Origin of the sequence: Kaistella yonginensis, assembly GCF_030409525.1 — a bacterium.
Taxonomy (GTDB): domain Bacteria; phylum Bacteroidota; class Bacteroidia; order Flavobacteriales; family Weeksellaceae; genus Kaistella; species Kaistella yonginensis.
Genome location: NZ_JAUFQB010000017.1, coordinates 32200 through 48730 on the forward strand (window position 1 = coordinate 32200; position 16531 = coordinate 48730).

Annotated in this window: 17 protein-coding genes; 5 read left to right on the forward strand and 12 right to left on the reverse strand. The window is 37.2% G+C overall.

The features are described 5' to 3' along the window. The first annotated feature begins 7 nt into the window (after positions 1 to 7). Complete coding sequence (locus QWY78_RS06080) at positions 8 to 2461, forward strand: ligase-associated DNA damage response DEXH box helicase (protein WP_290217576.1); 2454 nt, start codon at positions 8 to 10, stop codon at positions 2459 to 2461. Continuing rightward, positions 2458 to 3102 (forward strand): ligase-associated DNA damage response endonuclease PdeM, encoded by a 645-nt coding sequence (gene pdeM / locus QWY78_RS06085; protein ID WP_290217579.1) that lies wholly within the window; start codon positions 2458 to 2460, stop codon positions 3100 to 3102. Before QWY78_RS06080 ends, pdeM begins: the two co-directional genes overlap by 4 nt. A gap of 11 nt (positions 3103 to 3113) precedes the next feature. Here pdeM and QWY78_RS06090 read toward each other — a convergent pair whose 3' ends face one another. From QWY78_RS06090 to QWY78_RS06100, 3 genes are all read right to left on the reverse strand, one after another. After that, a complete protein-coding gene (locus QWY78_RS06090; RefSeq protein WP_290217581.1) occupies positions 3114 to 4367 on the reverse strand; it encodes a CinA family nicotinamide mononucleotide deamidase-related protein in 1254 nt (417 codons plus the stop codon). A gap of 192 nt (positions 4368 to 4559) precedes the next feature. Next, entirely contained in the window at positions 4560 to 5099 is a 540-nt protein-coding gene (locus QWY78_RS06095) for a lipocalin family protein (protein ID WP_290217583.1), read from the reverse strand. 11 nt (positions 5100 to 5110) lie between these two features. Beyond that, on the reverse strand, positions 5111 to 6316 hold the full coding sequence (locus QWY78_RS06100; protein WP_290217585.1) for an NAD(P)/FAD-dependent oxidoreductase: 1206 nt from the start codon (positions 6314 to 6316) through the stop codon (positions 5111 to 5113). A gap of 226 nt (positions 6317 to 6542) precedes the next feature. Between QWY78_RS06100 and QWY78_RS06105 the strand changes: the two genes are divergently transcribed. Further along, positions 6543 to 7049, forward strand: a complete 507-nt coding sequence (locus QWY78_RS06105) for a pyridoxamine 5'-phosphate oxidase family protein (protein ID WP_290217587.1) — start codon at positions 6543 to 6545, stop codon at positions 7047 to 7049. Positions 7050 to 7083: 34 nt separating this feature from the next. Further along, positions 7084 to 7563 (forward strand): Dps family protein, encoded by a 480-nt coding sequence (locus QWY78_RS06110; protein ID WP_290217589.1) that lies wholly within the window; start codon positions 7084 to 7086, stop codon positions 7561 to 7563. An 88-nt stretch (positions 7564 to 7651) separates the two neighbouring features. On the opposite strand, the gene QWY78_RS06115 is transcribed toward QWY78_RS06110, so the two are convergent. From QWY78_RS06115 to QWY78_RS06130, 4 genes are all read right to left on the reverse strand, one after another. Continuing rightward, positions 7652 to 8944 (reverse strand): T9SS type A sorting domain-containing protein, encoded by a 1293-nt coding sequence (locus QWY78_RS06115; RefSeq protein ID WP_290217591.1) that lies wholly within the window; start codon positions 8942 to 8944, stop codon positions 7652 to 7654. A gap of 477 nt (positions 8945 to 9421) precedes the next feature. Next, a complete protein-coding gene (locus QWY78_RS06120; protein ID WP_290217593.1) occupies positions 9422 to 10252 on the reverse strand; it encodes a dienelactone hydrolase family protein in 831 nt (276 codons plus the stop codon). A gap of 244 nt (positions 10253 to 10496) precedes the next feature. Further along, positions 10497 to 11363, reverse strand: a complete 867-nt coding sequence (lipA, locus tag QWY78_RS06125) for a lipoyl synthase (protein WP_290217595.1) — start codon at positions 11361 to 11363, stop codon at positions 10497 to 10499. A gap of 95 nt (positions 11364 to 11458) precedes the next feature. Next, positions 11459 to 12016, reverse strand: a complete 558-nt coding sequence (locus tag QWY78_RS06130) for an RNA polymerase sigma factor (protein WP_290217597.1) — start codon at positions 12014 to 12016, stop codon at positions 11459 to 11461. Between the two features lie 118 nt (positions 12017 to 12134). Here QWY78_RS06130 and QWY78_RS06135 point away from each other — a divergent pair, with 118 nt between their 5' ends. Beyond that, entirely contained in the window at positions 12135 to 12431 is a 297-nt protein-coding gene (locus QWY78_RS06135; RefSeq protein ID WP_290217599.1) for a hypothetical protein, read from the forward strand. A gap of 62 nt (positions 12432 to 12493) precedes the next feature. Here QWY78_RS06135 and QWY78_RS06140 read toward each other — a convergent pair whose 3' ends face one another. Genes QWY78_RS06140 through QWY78_RS06160 form a run of 5 tightly spaced genes read right to left on the reverse strand, consistent with a single transcriptional unit; the run spans position 12494 to position 16455 of the window. After that, positions 12494 to 12904, reverse strand: a complete 411-nt coding sequence (locus tag QWY78_RS06140; protein WP_290217601.1) for a cytochrome C — start codon at positions 12902 to 12904, stop codon at positions 12494 to 12496. 19 nt (positions 12905 to 12923) lie between these two features. Next, positions 12924 to 13184, reverse strand: a complete 261-nt coding sequence (locus QWY78_RS06145; RefSeq protein ID WP_290217604.1) for a hypothetical protein — start codon at positions 13182 to 13184, stop codon at positions 12924 to 12926. A 35-nt stretch (positions 13185 to 13219) separates the two neighbouring features. Beyond that, the gene (locus QWY78_RS06150) at positions 13220 to 14212 is read right to left on the reverse strand and encodes a cytochrome c (protein ID WP_290217605.1); all 993 of its coding nucleotides are present in this window, start codon (positions 14210 to 14212) and stop codon (positions 13220 to 13222) included. Between the two features lie 9 nt (positions 14213 to 14221). Further along, positions 14222 to 15973, reverse strand: a complete 1752-nt coding sequence (locus QWY78_RS06155; protein ID WP_290217607.1) for a cbb3-type cytochrome c oxidase subunit I — start codon at positions 15971 to 15973, stop codon at positions 14222 to 14224. 47 nt (positions 15974 to 16020) lie between these two features. Beyond that, entirely contained in the window at positions 16021 to 16455 is a 435-nt protein-coding gene (locus tag QWY78_RS06160) for an RrF2 family transcriptional regulator (protein WP_290217609.1), read from the reverse strand. Positions 16456 to 16531: the final 76 nt, after the last annotated feature.

Below are 16531 nucleotides of genomic sequence, written 5' to 3' on the forward strand. Positions count from 1 at the left end.
AACCGAAATGACCGAAAAATTTAAGAATTCGACCGGATTTCAAATCATCAAAAAATGGATGGATGAAAAAGACCGTGAACCTTTCGGTTTTCAGTCGGAAACGTGGTATAAGTTTTCGCAGAATTACTCGGGAATGGTCATCGCACCTACAGGTTTTGGGAAAACCTTTTCGGTATTTTTAGCAGTCATTATCGATTATATGAACCACCCGGAAAATTACAAACCCGGAATGAAACTGCTTTGGATTACGCCATTGCGAGCGTTAGCAAAAGATATTGCGAAAGCGATGACCGAAGCTTTGGAGGAAATTGGTTTGGACTGGGAAGTTTCCGTCCGCAATGGAGATACACCAACTGCCGTTCGCGCAAAACAAACCAGAAAAATGCCGGACATTTTAATAATTACTCCGGAAAGTCTGCATTTATTGCTCGCCCAAAAACAGCATCAAAAATTTTTCAATAATCTACACTGCATCGTGGTTGACGAGTGGCATGAATTGCTCAGTTCCAAACGGGGAGTCATGACAGAACTTGCAGTCTCGCGAATTTTCAGTTATCAGGAAAAATTAAAAATTTGGGGAATTACGGCAACCATCGGTAATCTAGATCAAGCCTTGCAAGTGCTGATTCCCTATCCTATTAAAAAAACAAAAATCGTCGCCAAAGAAAAAAAGAAGATTGAAATTCAATCGGTTTTTCCTGATGATGTTGAAGTTTTGCCTTGGGCCGGCCATTTAGGAACCAAACTCGCTGATAAAATCATCCCGATTATTCTGGAAAGTAAGACTACTTTGGTTTTTACCAATACGCGAAGTCAGGCCGAAATGTGGTATCAGGTTTTGTTAAATACGCATCCAGATTTTGCCGGACAAATCGCAATCCACCACAGTTCGGTTGATAAAGATATTCGAATTTGGATTGAGGAAAATCTATCTTCAGGGTATTTAAAAGCCGTGATTTCCACTTCATCTTTGGATTTAGGAGTTGATTTCAAACCCGTAGACACTGTTATTCAAATAGGCTCCAGCAAAGGGATTGCACGTTTTTTACAGCGCGCTGGACGAAGCGGACATTCACCGTTTGAAACCTCCAAAATTTATTTTGTTCCCACCCATTCTTTAGAACTTATTGAAGTGGCAGCCTTAAAAGAAGCCGTTAAACAAAATAAAATTGAACCTCGTGAACCCTTGGTTTTAAGTTATGATGTTCTGCTTCAATTCCTCTTGACCTTGGCTGTTGGAGAAGGTTTTAACGAAAAAGAAACCTTTCATCAAATTAAGCAGACCAATGCTTTTGAACAACTCTCTGCGGAAGAATGGAAGTGGATTCTCACGTTTATCACCATCGGTGGGAAATTAAAAAACTACGAAGAATATCATAAAGTCGTCATCGAAAACAATTTGTATAAAGTGATTTCCCGGCGAATCGCGATGCTGCACCGCATGAATATTGGTACGATTGTAAGTGACTCTATGTTGAAAGTCAAATTTTTCAGCGGTGGATATATTGGAATGATTGAAGAGTATTTCATTTCCAAATTAAAGAAAAATGATAAATTCATTTTGGCTGGACGAGTACTTGAAGTTTCACACGTCAAGGAAATGACAGTTTATGTTCGGAACTCCAGTGGTAAGGGAATTGTCCCCAGTTATCTGGGTGGACGATTGCCCCTGTCTTCTTATTTAAGTGTTTTTTTAAGACAGAAACTTTCAGAATCGTTGCATGCAAAAACATCGGAAAAAGAACTGCGGTTTTTACATCCGCTGTTGGTCAGTCAGCAAGAACATTCGCACATTCCGACTGAAAAAGAATTTTTGGTAGAGCGGATTAAAACGCGGGAGGGTCATCATCTGTTTATGTATCCGTTTGAAGGTAGATTAATTCATGAAGTCATGTCGGCTTTAATTGCGTATCGACTTTCACGAATTTCCCCTATTTCGTTCTCCATCGCCATGAATGATTATGGATTTGAATTGTTTTCAAAACTAGAAATCCCTTTGACCGAAGAAAATATTCACGAAATACTTTCCAAAGAGAATTTGCTGCGTGATGTAATGGCATCGGTAAATTCCACCGAAATGGCCCGACGAAAGTTTCGCGACATTGCCGTTATTTCTGGAATGGTAATTCGCAACTATCCGGGACAGCAGAAAAACAATAAAAATCTGCAGTCGTCGTCTGGACTAATATTTAATGTTTTAGAGGATTATGATCCCGAGAATTTGTTATTAAAACAGGCCTTTTCCGAAGTATTCTACCAGCAAATAGACGAAGCCAGATTGGTTAAATCCTTCGAACGGATTCATGAAAGTGAGATTATTATTAAAAATTCAAATACCTTTACCCCGTTGAGTTTTCCCATTAAAGTCGACAGTTTGCGCCAAAGCTTGAGCAGCGAAGATTTAAAAGCCCGAATTCTACGAATGAAAATGGACGCCATGAAAAAGAAAATGAAAAAATGACTTTGCACACCCTAGAAAAAACTGTACAAAACGAAAAATTGATCTTTACCAATCAGCGCGCCTTATTTTGGGAGAAAAACAACTCGCTTATTATTAGCGATTTACACTTAGGAAAAACCGCCTATTTTCGAAAAAACGGAATACCAGTGCCTTCGGATATTTTAGAAGATGATTTGGAGAGACTCGATGAATTAATTCAGCATTTTGAAGCCAAAGAATTGCTGGTGGTTGGCGATTTTTTACATGCAGGAAAAAATACAGATTTTGAGCTGTTTGAAATCTGGCGTAAGCATAAACTCGAATTAAAAATAACCGTAATCAAAGGAAATCATGATCTTCGTCATGCGAGTTTTTTAAGCAATTTAAATATTGTAATCATCGAAGATTTTTTATTTAAAAAACCTTTCACCTTTATTCATATACCCGAAAATACGGACACCCGCTTTTCTATTTCAGGACATCTTCATCCTGGGGTTATGGTAAAATTAGAAAAAAGAAAATCGGTACGACTCCCCTGTTTTCGCATAGCGGAAAATCAAATAATACTGCCCGCCTTCAGTAAATTTACAGGTTTAGACACGCAGTGTTGCCAGGATTTTGAATGTATTGCCTTTACGGAGGATTTGATTTTTGAACTTTAAGATTTCATAAATTAATAGTTTTCCCGAATTAAAATCTCTACCAAATCTTGCAAAACCCGCTGCGAAACGAAACTCACAAAATCAGTTCTTTCGAAATGGGGCAAATGAATACGGCTGGTCTTTTCAAATTCATTAATCCGAATTGAATAAAAAGCGGTGCCAATTTCATTATTAAACTCATCGGTATTTGGCCCAGCAACTCCCGTTGTAGAAAGAGAAATCGCCGTTCTGAATAATTTCTGAGCACCCAAACTCATTTCCTGAGCTACTTCTGCGGATACCACGGTTTTTTCACGAATCGTTTTTTCGGAAACACCCAATATTTCAATTTTTTTGTACGCATCATAAGCGACCATGCCACCGAGGAAATACTTGGAACTGCCAGGAATTGAAGTCAACAACTTCGATAATTCACCCCCTGTAAAACTTTCAGCTGTAGAAATGGTGAGTTTTTTTTTATTTAAAATTTCTTGTAAGATTTCCTGAATATCATCTCCATCCCAAGAAATAACATGGGATCCAATTAAAGGATTTAGTTTATCTACTTCATTACTAATCTTTTTTTCCAGCGTTTTCTTGTTTTTTCCTTGCGAAGTCAATCTCAATTTAATCCGATTTCCCACGGGAAGATAAGAGAGCGAGATTTCTTTTGGCAACGCCAATTCCCAGGATTCGATTTGTTCAGACAGTAAGCTTTCCGGAATACCGACCACAGAAACCGTGTGCGTAACGATATGATTTAACCCAAATTTTTCTGTGAGAAAGGGAATTATTTTATCTTTTATCAAGGGTTTCACTTCGAAAGGAACGCCAGGTAAGCTGAACACCATTTTACCATTTTCCTGAATTAGCTGACAAGGTGCACTGCCAAAGTCATTTTGAAAAACAATAGCTTTGCTTAAAACTTCTGCTTGTGACCTATTTAATTCTAAAAGATGAGCACGCCCTCTTTTTTCAAAATACCGACCAAGATGAGCAAAAGTTTCTGGATCTAAAATGATTTCATCATTAAAATATTCTTTGAAGGCGGTTTTAGTTTTGTCATCTTTTGTGGGGCCGAGACCGCCGGTCGTAATGACCATATCTGCGCGTTCAAAAGCAGATTTTAGACTTTGTTTTATACTTTCGACTTCATCTGAAATGGTAAAAATCTGCGCCACAGGAATCCCGATTTTCTTCAGTTCGGTGGCAATAAAATTAGAATTGGTATCAACGGTATTTCCCGATAAAATTTCGTCACCGATGGTGATAAGTACAGCTTTCATAAAAAAATTTAGAGTATAAAAATACTGAATTTTATTCCATCGATTGCAATATGATTCAGTCTTGTATAGGTAAGAGGTTTGCAGTACGATTGGAACAGTCTTGCTGCTAAGATGAGATTCATTGTCGTGAATTCATAATTATTGAGCGCATTGCTTCACTTTGTTTGCATTGACAACGAAAATTAAAATTTATTAATCATGTTCCACCCAAATCAATTCATCGGTATTGTAGCCGATACTTTTAGCCTTTGCTAAAAACCGCTCTTTGTATTCAGCTGGTATTTTTTTCTCTCGGGAAAGAATCCATAAGTAATCCAGATTATTGCCAGCAACCAAGGCGTAGTTGTAATCATCATCGATATCGATTACGTTGTAGCCCGACCAAATCGGTTTAAAAAAAGACACTTTCAAGCGCGCACTATTTTTACTTTCAACAAATTTGGCTTCACCGATGCTTTGCTTCCATTCATTTTTCACGTAATCATATCCTTTGTTGTCAACGTTGATATTGCCATTGTTTTTTGGGGAATAGGTAGCAGTTACATTATTTAAGTTTTTTTCAAAACGGAAATCAAAACGGGCGATCTCATACCATGTTCCCAAATATTTTTCAGAATCAAAATTTTGTACGGCAGTTGCGCCTTTGGGAATTCCGACCGAGCAAGAACTGAGAAAGGTGAGCGCAAAAATCCCTATTGCTAGAGGAATTGTTATTTTGTTTAGATTTTTCATACTGTAATTTTTTAACGACCAAATTTAAAATATTCCGTCAAGTGATGTTTTTTATTTTTGAGATAAGCGGCTGTCATTTCCATACCCGTTACGGAAAAAGTGATGCCATTTCCACCAAAACCGAGAACGAAATAAGAGTTTTTAAATTTTTTATGTTCGCCAATGTAGGGCAAACCATCTTTCGTTTCTCCAAAAGTTCCAGCCCAAACAAAATCGGTATAAAACGGTTGCGAAGGTAAAACTTTATTATAGGCTTTGATAATTTTCTTTTCTTTTTGATTTAAAAGCTGATCGCGTTTTTCGGGATCTTGAAAATCTTCATCACCACCACCCATCAAAATTCTGTTATCATCGGTACTGCGCAGATAGAGATACGGTTCATCTGTATTCCAGAAAAGGGTATTTGAAAAGTTTTTATGGGTAATTTGATCCTGTTCAGAAACCATCGCAAAAGTACTTTTCAGCTGAACGAAGTTTTCATTAATAAGATTTTTACTCTCGTAACCGATACAGTAAATAATTTTATCCGCCTTGATTGTAAAACCACTCGCCAACAGTACTTCATTAAAATCAGGATGATATTTCACTGATTTCATTTCCGTTTTATCGAAGATCTTTAAACCTTTCTTTGCATTGAATTCCAAGAGCTCATGCGCGAGATTAAAAGCATCGACACTCGCCCCTTGTTTAGACCATATTGCACCGTAGGTTTTTTGTAAGTGGTACTTTTTTTCAACGTGTTTTGGCTCCAACCATATCACCTCCAAGCCCGCTTTTTTTCTAGCAGCATATTCTTTTTTTAACCAAGAAACATCTTTTTTCTTGGAGGCGAAATAAAGGGAATCTTTCCGCTGAAAACCTGCTTTTGATTTTATTTTTTTTGAAATTTTTTCGAGTTGATCAATCGAATCAGAGCAAGCTCTATAACTGGCAATTGCCCCTTCTGCGCCAACTTGTTGTTTGAGTTTATAGAGTGGTACATCAATTTCATATTGCAACATGGATGTTGTGGCGGAAGTACTTCCGTTGCAGATTTCTCTTTTATCGATTAAAATGGTTTTGTAACCTTCTGCCAGCATTTGGTGCGCAATGAGACTTCCAGTAATTCCAGCACCGATGATAAGGACTTCACATTGTTCATTTTGTTTAAGAGATGGATAGGATGATAGCAAGCCATTCTTGACCAACCAAAAAGGTTCATTTGATTTTAAATCCATGGAATACAATTTTGAGCAATAAAAACAAAAACCACGCCGCAGTATTAAATCAGCAACATACACTGGGTTATTTTACCGAATATTATTATTTAAGAAAACTTTAACGTATTAAAATACGATTTTGGTAATTATGGTTTGTTTTATGAATTTAATTGAACATCTTAAAAAAATAGGTTTTCACTCGTTCTAAATGAATCTATTTAAAATCATTATTAAAAATAAAAATATGTCTACCGAAAATTTAACCCAAAAAGAAGCGATTGAAACTTTAAAAAAACTTTCTGAAAGTGCCAGAATCTGTATGTTTTGTACGGATTTAAATGAGCTTCCCAATTCTTCCCGACCGATGAGCCTCAAAGAAACCGATCAAGACGGAAATTTATGGTTCATCAGCAGTGATCAAAGCCACAAAAACTTTGACATTAAAGAAGACAACCGCGTTCAACTTTATTTTATGAACAACAGTGATTCAGAATATCTTTCGATTTTAGGAAGAGCATTCATTTATAAAGACAAAGCCACCATCGAAGAAAAATGGAGTATCATGGCCAATGCATGGTTTGATGGTAAAGACGATCCGAACGTATCTATCATTCGGGTTACTCCAGAAGAAACCTATTATTGGGAACCTAAAGTTGGCAAATTTGTGTCGATGCTTCATTTCGCTACCGCAGTAATTACGGGTTCAAAAACGGATAACGACGATGGAAGAGAAGGAAAATTACACGTATAATCATCATTAATATTAACTCATTAAAATTTAAATTATGAAACCAGACTTAGGAATTACACAAAAAAACTTAACTGCAGTACACAAAATTTTAAATAAAGTTTTGGCCGATGGAAATGTGCTTTATATTAAATTAAGAAAATTTCATTGGAATTTATCCGGTGACAATTTTATGGAATTGCACTTATTATTTGAAGACCAATATGATGCTGTGGCAGAGGCCGTAGATGAAGTTGCAGAACGAATTGCAACCTTAGGCGGAATTGCAATTGGGACCACTTCTGAATTTTCAAAAGAATCGCAGCTGAAAGAAACACCGGGGAAAGTTCCTGATACGCAAGGAATGCTCAAAGAATTGGTGGCTGACCACGAAACCATCGTGAAATCATTGCGGGATAATTTAGACAAGGTTGAAGAAGATCACAATGATGCTGGTACCGCTGATTTCTTAAATGGATTAATGCAGGAACACGAAAAAATGGCTTGGAAATTGAGAAAATATTTCAAAGAGTCTTAATTTTCATCTTGATTTGGAGATAAAAAAAGTACAGCTGAAAAACCAGCTGTACTTTTTTATAAAGGATTGATTTTTTTTCAGTTAACCATTAGTTCTTAATTATTTTTATTGTTTGAGCTCCTTTATTTGTTTGCACTTTTAGAATATAAAGACCTTTGCTCACTTGTGAAAGATCAATTTGGTTGTTTACAACGTGTTTTGATGCAAACACCAATTGACCGGTTGTACTGAACAATTCTGCAGATTCAACTTTCGCTAAAGTCTTAATCGTTACGATATCTTTTACTGGGTTTGGATACACGCTGAATTTGTCTGAAGCAACAACTTGCTGTGTAGCCAACTGCGCTCCAGGAAGCTTAATTAAAAAACCTTTCGCATCGCTTTCTGCATAATTAGCACCGATACCACCTATATATTTTCCATCTGGTGAAATACCTGTAGGAATAGCGAGTGTAATTCCTAAATCATCAAAACCTAAGGTGTCCACATAATCATTCAAATTAACTTTTCCACCTTCTTTTGTCCAAATAAAACCTTCGCCCATCAAAATACTTTGCGTAGGATCAAAAGATAATCCTAGAGCCACTTTACCATCATCAGAAATGGCAGACATGCTGGTAATAAAATCAGAATTATCGCTGCTTAAAAATATGGTTCCATCTGTTTCATTCCAGATATAACCTTCCCCTGTAGAATTTTTTATTCCAACAACGGTTTTTCCATCAGCACTTATCGCAGAGGCTGCTCCCAAGATGTTTCCATCATTATCTCTAAGAAGTTGCTGCACGCCATTTTTCCAAATCGCACCTTGGCGGACCCCATTGCTGGCATCCTGCCATCCTGCAATTACAGAACCGTCTGCGCTCACCGCATCAGCTCGTGAACTTCTGGTGGGAACGGTACTCCCCAAACCTGCAATTGGCAGACCTTCTTTCCAGTAAACCCCTTCACCTTTTGACGCAGTATTCCAAGAAAATCCAACGATGCTTTTTCCGTCAGAAGACATTCCCCAAGCCGAAGAAGTATCTGCTCCAGAAGAAACGCCCAGATGGCCTAGAAATTTAAAATTTCCGCTCGCGACGTCATATAAAACTGCTTCTTCTTTGTTATTATTAGTAGGATTAGGGATTGCCATAGAAATTACAGCACCGTCAGCTGAAATATTGGCATTTCCGGAAACGCCATTCTCTCCAGACTCTGCAATGATCATCCCACTATTCGCCTCAGACCACATAAAAAAAGCACTTCCGTATACATTACCAACAGCAACTCCATAATTAGACACATCGGTAACTTGAACATAACTGCCAAGATCTGTTACTTGAGCCTTCAACAAGGTCAACGTACAAACTCCAAGGGCAAGGGTGTAAAATTTCTTCATAATATTTATAATTTCATTTTTAATTAAATACAAACATCGTTTATCCTACCCTTTAAAAGAAGAAATAGGCTTGCAGAATTCATGAATATAGAAAATTATAAAAACGTAACAATCACTTAATTTGAAACTTACGAATAGTACAGTAGGTGTATTTAAAGAATTACGATTAAGAAAGCAGGCACTTAAGATTAGATTTACATTCTGATTGGAAGGCAAATATTTGAAATAAAGGTTAAAATGATGCGAATCCCCAGCATCAAATACCTGTGAAAAAACTTTAATTTTAAGAGTCTGTTTAAAATTTATCAAAATTTTCTATCCATTAGGAATTGGTTAAAAAAAACATTCTTCAACCAAATTTAATTAGCCACTAAGAATAAAAAGAATGCAGAATTACGTAGACTGAAATTTGAAAACTCTTGAATTAAAAATTCCCTTCCAAAAAATGAAAGGGAATTTTTAATATTTTATAAAATTTTATTTAAAAATTTTGGCTAAAAAAACCTTCATATCCTCCCAGGATTTCTCATCGGCTTCTTTATTATAGGCTACTTTCAAATTAAATTTTTTGCCAATTGCGGTTGCTTCGGGATTCGTAAATGAATGCAGGGCGTTGGGATAATCGATGAATTGGTAGTCTATTTTAGCAGAATCCATTTGCTTTTTGAAGGCAGCAATCTCGTCCGCAGGCACAAAACTGTCGGCTTGTCCGTTGCAGACCAGTATTTTCACCTTATTATTTCTAGGCTTAATTCCGGTCATTAAATTTCCGTGGAAAGACACTACGCCTTTTAAATCATCTTCCAAGCGCGCCATATTCAAAGCTTGCGCCCCACCGAAGCAAAATCCAATCGCTGCAATCTTACCAGAGTCTGCATCCTCATAATTAAAAACCTGTCTCTTGGCAAGGTCAAACGCCAATTTGGCATTCACTGGAATTTTATAAAATAGCGAGGAAACTTTAGCGGCTTCCTCTGGATTATCGATGGTTTTACCTTCTCCATAATAATCAACTGCCACCGCAAAATAGCCTAACTCTGCTAATTTTTCGGCCCGCTCTTTTACAAAATCGGTTACTCCCCACCATTCTGGTAAAACCATGACCACTGGTTTTGCAATGCCATTTTCCTGATAAGCGATAAAAGATTTATGTGTTCTTCCATCGATATTATAACTAATAATTTCTGTTTTAATCGGACCCGAACTTGTTGACTGAGTCCCAGACACTGTTTGTTCATTTTTTCCTTCCTGACAAGAGAAAGCAAAGAGTAACAGCAACGAAACAAATGCTATTTTAATAATTTTCATAAGAATTTAATTTTATATCCGTTTATATTCAAATTTCAAATGCAGCAGTCACAAAGATTGGGTACGATCCTGATGCAACTACTCTATTAGGGATTTCACTTCGAAAATTTCGCAATGAAATGACCATGATGGCTAATTACGGACATTCAAATAATTTTTAAAGATAAGAATTTCTCCTACGGGCTTATTAAAAAAAGCAATGAAATCCCCATGTTTTTTTGGTTATTTAAAATGTCTTTTGCTTTCAATGAATATGTTTCTCTGCATGATAAGAACTTCTTACCAGCGGTGAACTCTCTACATGGCGAAAGCCCAGGCTGCGTGCAAAATCACCGAATTCATTAAACTCTTCGGGCGTAACGAACTTTTTTACGGGCAGATGTTTCTTGGTGGGTTGTAAATATTGACCGATGGTGATCACATCCACATTGGCTTTTCTAATATCTTCAATCGTTTGGAAAACCTCTGCATTTTCTTCCCCTAAACCAAGCATTAAGCCCGTTTTCGTACGATTTTGTCCGGCTTCTTTTAGGTAACGGAGAACGTCTAAACTGCGCTCGTATTTTGCCTGGATTCTCACTTCTCTGGTTAATCTTTTAACAGTTTCCATATTATGGGAAATAACTTCTGGAGAAACTTCAATCAAGCGATCGATATGTTTGGTAATTCCCTGAAAATCTGGAATCAAAGTCTCCATGGTAGTTCCGGGAGAAATACGACGCACGGCATGTACGGTTTCTGCCCAAAGAATAGAGCCCATATCTTTTAAATCATCGCGGTCCACGGAGGTTAAAACGGCATGTTTAATTTTCATTAATTTTATGGAGCGTGCAACTTTCTCTGGTTCGTCCCAATTAACCTCTAAAGGTTTCCCGGTTTTCACCCCGCAGAATCCGCAACTTCGGGTGCATATATTCCCCAGAATCATAAAGGTGGCCGTTCCCTCGCCCCAGCATTCGCCCATGTTTGGGCAGCTGCCACTTTGGCAAATGGTGTTTAATTTATATTTATCAACCAAGGTTCGCAGTTCACGATAGTTTTTTCCGGTCGGAAGTTTTACGCGAATCCATTTTGGTTTTTGAGTAATGGTATCAATGGGAGTTTCGTTCATTTTTAAAAATAATAAGCAAATTTACAACTCTTTGGATGAAATTCCAATCCTGAATTAATTCTGGCAGAAATTTAAAGAAAGTGGAAATGTAGGTATTAATCCTCGAATTCTTTATTTTTCAATAATTCAGCCAGGAGTTTCTTTGCACGCATAATTCTGACTTTCGTATTGGCGATGGTGATATTCTGTTCTTCGGCAATTTCTTTAATACTCTTCTCTTCAAAAAAACGAAGTTGAATAATATCTTTATAATTCGCATCTAAACTTTCGATAATCGACAGGATCTGCTCTTCATCTTCTTCTGAAATAAGCAATTCTTCTGGAGAAAGTGCGAGGTGATTTTTAAAACCATCGAAGTTATCTGTAGAGTCTTCACTTTCTCGCGATTTCTTGCGCCAATAATCAATAATTGTATTTTGAGCAATGGTAAGAATCCAGGTTTTAAATTGAAAATTAGGATCGAACAAATCTAATTTTGATAGTACCTTTGAAAAAATCGATACGGTGAGTTCATCAGCTGCGTGCTCATCTTGAACTTTCTTCATCACAAAACTAAAAACATCTACCCAAAACAAATTGATTAATTGGGTCTGCGCTTTTTGATTTTTATTTTGTGCAAAACTAATAAGGGTTAAAAGATCTGTATTTTTCATAAAGAAACAAAGATAAGGATTTGTAAAATTACCTTGAACTGAAAACACCATAAAATTAGTTTGATAAATTTATTATAAAATCTTATCTTGCAAGACAAAGTTTAAAAGAACAGGTATTATGAAAACGAAAAAGAAATATAAAAAACAGGTTTTGAAATCATTAAAAAACTTAGCCAAAGTGGAATATGATTTATTAGAATCAATGACTAATCTAATGCTCTTGAAAGAATTTAAAGAAAATAAAATTGAGTTTAAAAAAGGAGATACGTTCTCTTTTGAAGACAATATTTTTGACTACAGCGAAGATGAAAACATTAGAAACATGGCTAAACTACGCAAGAGAATAATGAGCACCATGCAGAGTTTGGTAGAAAACAGCGATTTTAAAGACAAAGAAATTGAGTTTTTAGCATAAGCTTTTTTAAAGACAAAAAAAAACGGTTTCAATAAAATTGAGACCGTTTTTTAATTATTAGTTTATTCCATTCCCGAGAAATAGGTGATCCCATAATAGGCACCCCAACCCACAAACAGGATGATGATAATCCAGATCCAGACCGGAATTGTTTGTGGTGTTTCACTTCCTTCGATCACGAAACTTTTCTGGTTACCCTTGTCGTAGGCGTTAATCATTAAGGGCAAAACACCATCGACAATATCATGTTCTTCGAGTCCTTCAACGCTTATCGAAGGTCCATTTTTTACGGTAAAATTTATTTTTCTAATCCCTTCTCGCCCGGTGGGCGATTTGCTCACAATTCTCAACACATGTTCGCCGTCGGTTAATTTCGAAGTATCAAAATCAAACACAATTGGAGTTTCTAATACGGCCAATGGTTTTACATCGTCATCAATAAAAAGGAAAACAGAGCTTCTATCTTTAGTCATCTTTTAATTTTTTTCGGGATTAATTTAAAATAGAATTCTTAATATGATCTTGATTTTTTTCTCCTGGTTTCACCAAATATTTCAGGGAATATACAAAAGTAAAAATAGTAAGTACAGCAATTACAGCTACAATAATCCAGTCGAAATCCCCACGTGGTCCTACTCCATGCGTGAAATCTCTAGTGACTTTCGGTTGCTGAAGTTTACAGGCATCGCAGGCGAAGGCCAAATTAACCATTAGTAAAAAGAAGACAATTGCGGTATTTTTAAAAGTGTTCATCGCGATTATTTAAGATTATTCAATATTAAAAAGCATTATTTCATTTGCTCCATTACTGCTTTTACTTGGTCTAAAGTAACAGGTTTGGCATTATTTCCCCATGAAGAACGCTCATGATTCATAATTGCGGTAACCATCTCTGGGGTAAAGTTGGCGTTTTTCCCAACGGCAGGCATTGGTCCGTACCCAGGTCTTCCGGTATAGCCGGTCATGATGATGTTTACATAGACTGCAATATCGTCACCTGCAACAATAGGACTCCCTTTTAAAGGTGGGAAAGCCCCTTCTAATCCTTCACCAGAAGCTTGGTGGCAACTTGCACAATTGGCGGTATATAATTCTCCACCATCTGGTAACGCATCTGTACCGGCTGCACCCGCGGTTTTTTTAACTTCTTTTTTGTAAAGAAATTCCTGTGGCTTAACTCCTTCTGGTAGTTTCGTTTGTTTTAAACTAAGCAAGTACGCGACCAGTTGAAGTGCTTTCTTGGTCGGTACAATTTTTTTGAATTTGTGTTTAAGAAATTCCGCCGGAACTTTAACTTCGATATCACCTTTATCCAAATAATCTTTTTCTTCAAACAAAAACGAATAAGAAGGCATGATCGACTCTTTCACCACCGCTCGGGGTTGATATAAATGAAGCAACTGCCAATCGCTACTCGGTTGTCGTTCGCCAATGGTGGTTAAGTCCGGGCCTGTTCTTTCCGAACCCAATAAGTTTGCCGTATTTCTCCAGACATCAGTACGGTGGTTGCCTGCATAATCTGCGGGAATACTTGGTCTGCTGCCAAACACTTTATCCATTTCAACTTCTCTTACTTGCTGGGTATGGCATGCGATGCAACCATTTTCGACATAAACTGCCTTTCCGGCGAGCTCATCTTTGGTCAATGGTTTTGCATCGGGAAGCGGCTTATAAATTTGTTGCATCGTAAACGCAGGCAGAATCGCAATCTGTAAAGTAAGGAACAGAAATAAGATTAAGGCGGACCAAAACAAGGTTTTATGATTATTTAAAAATTCCATTATTCCAATTTATTTTGTAGGGATGTATTCTGTATTTTTGAGTTGTCTTTTGGCTTCCAAGATTTCGGCAGGTGTTCTTGGAATAATAATTTCTGCTTTTTTGTTGACCATTTTATAAAAATTGTAGGCAAATACAAAGTGAGAAATCCACATCATTGTTCCGCCAATCGCGCGCCATAACCAATACTGAGCCATAAGCACCACACTTTGAATGAAGGGTTTATTGTCCATCCACAGCAATCCTTTTTCGGTGGATCCTATCATTAATGGAACGGTGTAAAACATTAAACCAATTAAGGCAAGCCAAAAATGAATTCCTACCCAAGTTTTTGGTGGTTCTTTGCCGGTAATTCTTGGAACTAAGGTGTATATAAAAGCCCAAAGCATAAAAGTGATAATCCCGTACATTGTTAGATGCGAATGCGCCACGGTGAAATCTGTAAAATGCCAAATCAAATTGGTAAATCGAAATGCTTCGACCGTTCCCTGCATTGAACCCGTAAAATAAAAGATGATGCCGATGAGGTAAAACGGAAGCGTGTAGGAGTTTTTCAACTGATACCAAGCTCCATTGAAGGTCAGTAGGAAATTAGCGGTCCCGGCAACCACCGGAATGACCATCCCAACACTTGCCACAATGGCGACAGTTTGCATCCACCAAGGAATAGCGCTAAAGACAAAGTGGTGACTCCCGATGAGGGTATAAAATATAATCTGAGTCCAAAAGGCTAAAATCCCAAGGCTATAAGAGTAAATGGGTTTGTTGAGTTGTTGCGGGAGAAAATAATACATTAAACCCAAGCATAGAAACATGAACCACATTCCCACACCTTGGTGCATATAATATCCTTGTACAATGGTTTCTGCCAGGCCATCTTGCCACATCGGCATATAAGCAACGACCAAAATCACAACCACATACATCATGGCTGCTATAACGTACCAGTTAGAGACATAGATTTCATGAGTCTTACGTTTGGCAACCGTCATCAGGAAATTATAAAGTGACATTATAATTCCAGCGGCAAAAACTGCCATAATCGGCCAAATATATTCGCGATACTCACCACCACCATTATTGATGCCAGCCATCAATGAAACAGTTCCTGTGCCCACTGCAACATTCATTAGGATTAAGGTATACCAACCGATTTTAAGACTGTGAATCCCTATATTGCTAACTCGTGGAATTACATAATAGGCTAAACCAACCATGGCAAAAGAAGCCCAACCCCAGAACACCATATTGGTATGAACAGGGCGAAGGCGCCCAAAACTTAACCAACTCTGATGGTCTGCATCAGGAGCTACAAACTTAATTCCCAAATATTCGCCGACCGTGGTACCCAAGAGCAACCAAAAGATGCCAAATCCAAGAAAATATAAAATCAATTTTGCCAATTCCTGCGAGATATAGTTTTGAGGAACATAACTCTTTTTATGCGGAATCACCCGAAGTTCTTCAATTGCATTTATGTTATGGATAATTCCCTTTTCGTCTGCCGGCAGATGCTCACCAGAAAGTTCATTATCTAGAAGATGGTACTCTTCTTCGGTTTTCCTTTTTTCGTAAAATTTAAGCTCTTCGGGAGAAAGGCTTTCTATCTTTTTGTTGAATTCAAAAAGTTTCCGCCTATTCTTCATTTCTTTGTAGGTTCCATAGGTTTTGACCACGGCAATCAGTAATCCCACGAGTACTGGAATTAAAATAAGAAACACAGTAATCTGAATTCCTGACTCCCCAAATATTGAATTATTCATATAGAAATATTAAAAGATAAATTTGTCCTTTATTGTGGTAAAAAAACTTAGCGTTTCAAAAAGGTCACTCCGTCAGAAACCTGTTCTGCTAAAAACTTCAAAGTCGTAGCCTTTAAATCCGTTTTCATTTCATCCCTTATTTTACTGAATTTAAAATGCATTGGGCAGGGCTTCTGGCCATCACATTTTCTAAGTCCGAGTGTACAATCTTCAAAAAGCCCAGCGCCATCCATCGTTAACACGATGTCATAAAGTGATACCTTATCAATCATTTCCAAGGGTACAAAAAAGCCTCCCGTTGGACCTTTAAATGAAGACAGAATTTCAGTTCTCGTCAGTTTTTGTAAAATTTTCGCCATAAATGCAGGCGGGGCATCGGTATGTTCGGCTACTTCTTTCAAACTCACTTTTCGGTGTTTAAGTGAATGTTTGGCCACATAAATAGAAGCGCGAATCCCATATTCGCAAGACTTTGAAAACATATCTTTTTTACTAATGACAAATGTAAATAATAATTTAATAAAAGACAAGAAACTCTTTTATTATTTTTCTATCGAT

Coding starts and splice junctions, on each gene's coding strand:
- QWY78_RS06080 (WP_290217576.1), top strand. CDS start 8: ATGACCGAAAAATTTAAGAATTCGACCGGATTTCAAATCATCAAAAAA.
- pdeM (WP_290217579.1), top strand. CDS start 2,458: ATGACTTTGCACACCCTAGAAAAAACTGTACAAAACGAAAAATTGATC.
- QWY78_RS06090 (WP_290217581.1), bottom strand. CDS start 4,367: ATGAAAGCTGTACTTATCACCATCGGTGACGAAATTTTATCGGGAAAT.
- QWY78_RS06095 (WP_290217583.1), bottom strand. CDS start 5,099: ATGAAAAATCTAAACAAAATAACAATTCCTCTAGCAATAGGGATTTTT.
- QWY78_RS06100 (WP_290217585.1), bottom strand. CDS start 6,316: ATGGATTTAAAATCAAATGAACCTTTTTGGTTGGTCAAGAATGGCTTG.
- QWY78_RS06105 (WP_290217587.1), top strand. CDS start 6,543: ATGTCTACCGAAAATTTAACCCAAAAAGAAGCGATTGAAACTTTAAAA.
- QWY78_RS06110 (WP_290217589.1), top strand. CDS start 7,084: ATGAAACCAGACTTAGGAATTACACAAAAAAACTTAACTGCAGTACAC.
- QWY78_RS06115 (WP_290217591.1), bottom strand. CDS start 8,944: ATGAAGAAATTTTACACCCTTGCCCTTGGAGTTTGTACGTTGACCTTG.
- QWY78_RS06120 (WP_290217593.1), bottom strand. CDS start 10,252: ATGAAAATTATTAAAATAGCATTTGTTTCGTTGCTGTTACTCTTTGCT.
- lipA (WP_290217595.1), bottom strand. CDS start 11,363: ATGAACGAAACTCCCATTGATACCATTACTCAAAAACCAAAATGGATT.
- QWY78_RS06130 (WP_290217597.1), bottom strand. CDS start 12,016: ATGAAAAATACAGATCTTTTAACCCTTATTAGTTTTGCACAAAATAAA.
- QWY78_RS06135 (WP_290217599.1), top strand. CDS start 12,135: ATGAAAACGAAAAAGAAATATAAAAAACAGGTTTTGAAATCATTAAAA.
- QWY78_RS06140 (WP_290217601.1), bottom strand. CDS start 12,904: ATGACTAAAGATAGAAGCTCTGTTTTCCTTTTTATTGATGACGATGTA.
- QWY78_RS06145 (WP_290217604.1), bottom strand. CDS start 13,184: ATGAACACTTTTAAAAATACCGCAATTGTCTTCTTTTTACTAATGGTT.
- QWY78_RS06150 (WP_290217605.1), bottom strand. CDS start 14,212: ATGGAATTTTTAAATAATCATAAAACCTTGTTTTGGTCCGCCTTAATC.
- QWY78_RS06155 (WP_290217607.1), bottom strand. CDS start 15,973: ATGAATAATTCAATATTTGGGGAGTCAGGAATTCAGATTACTGTGTTT.
- QWY78_RS06160 (WP_290217609.1), bottom strand. CDS start 16,455: ATGTTTTCAAAGTCTTGCGAATATGGGATTCGCGCTTCTATTTATGTG.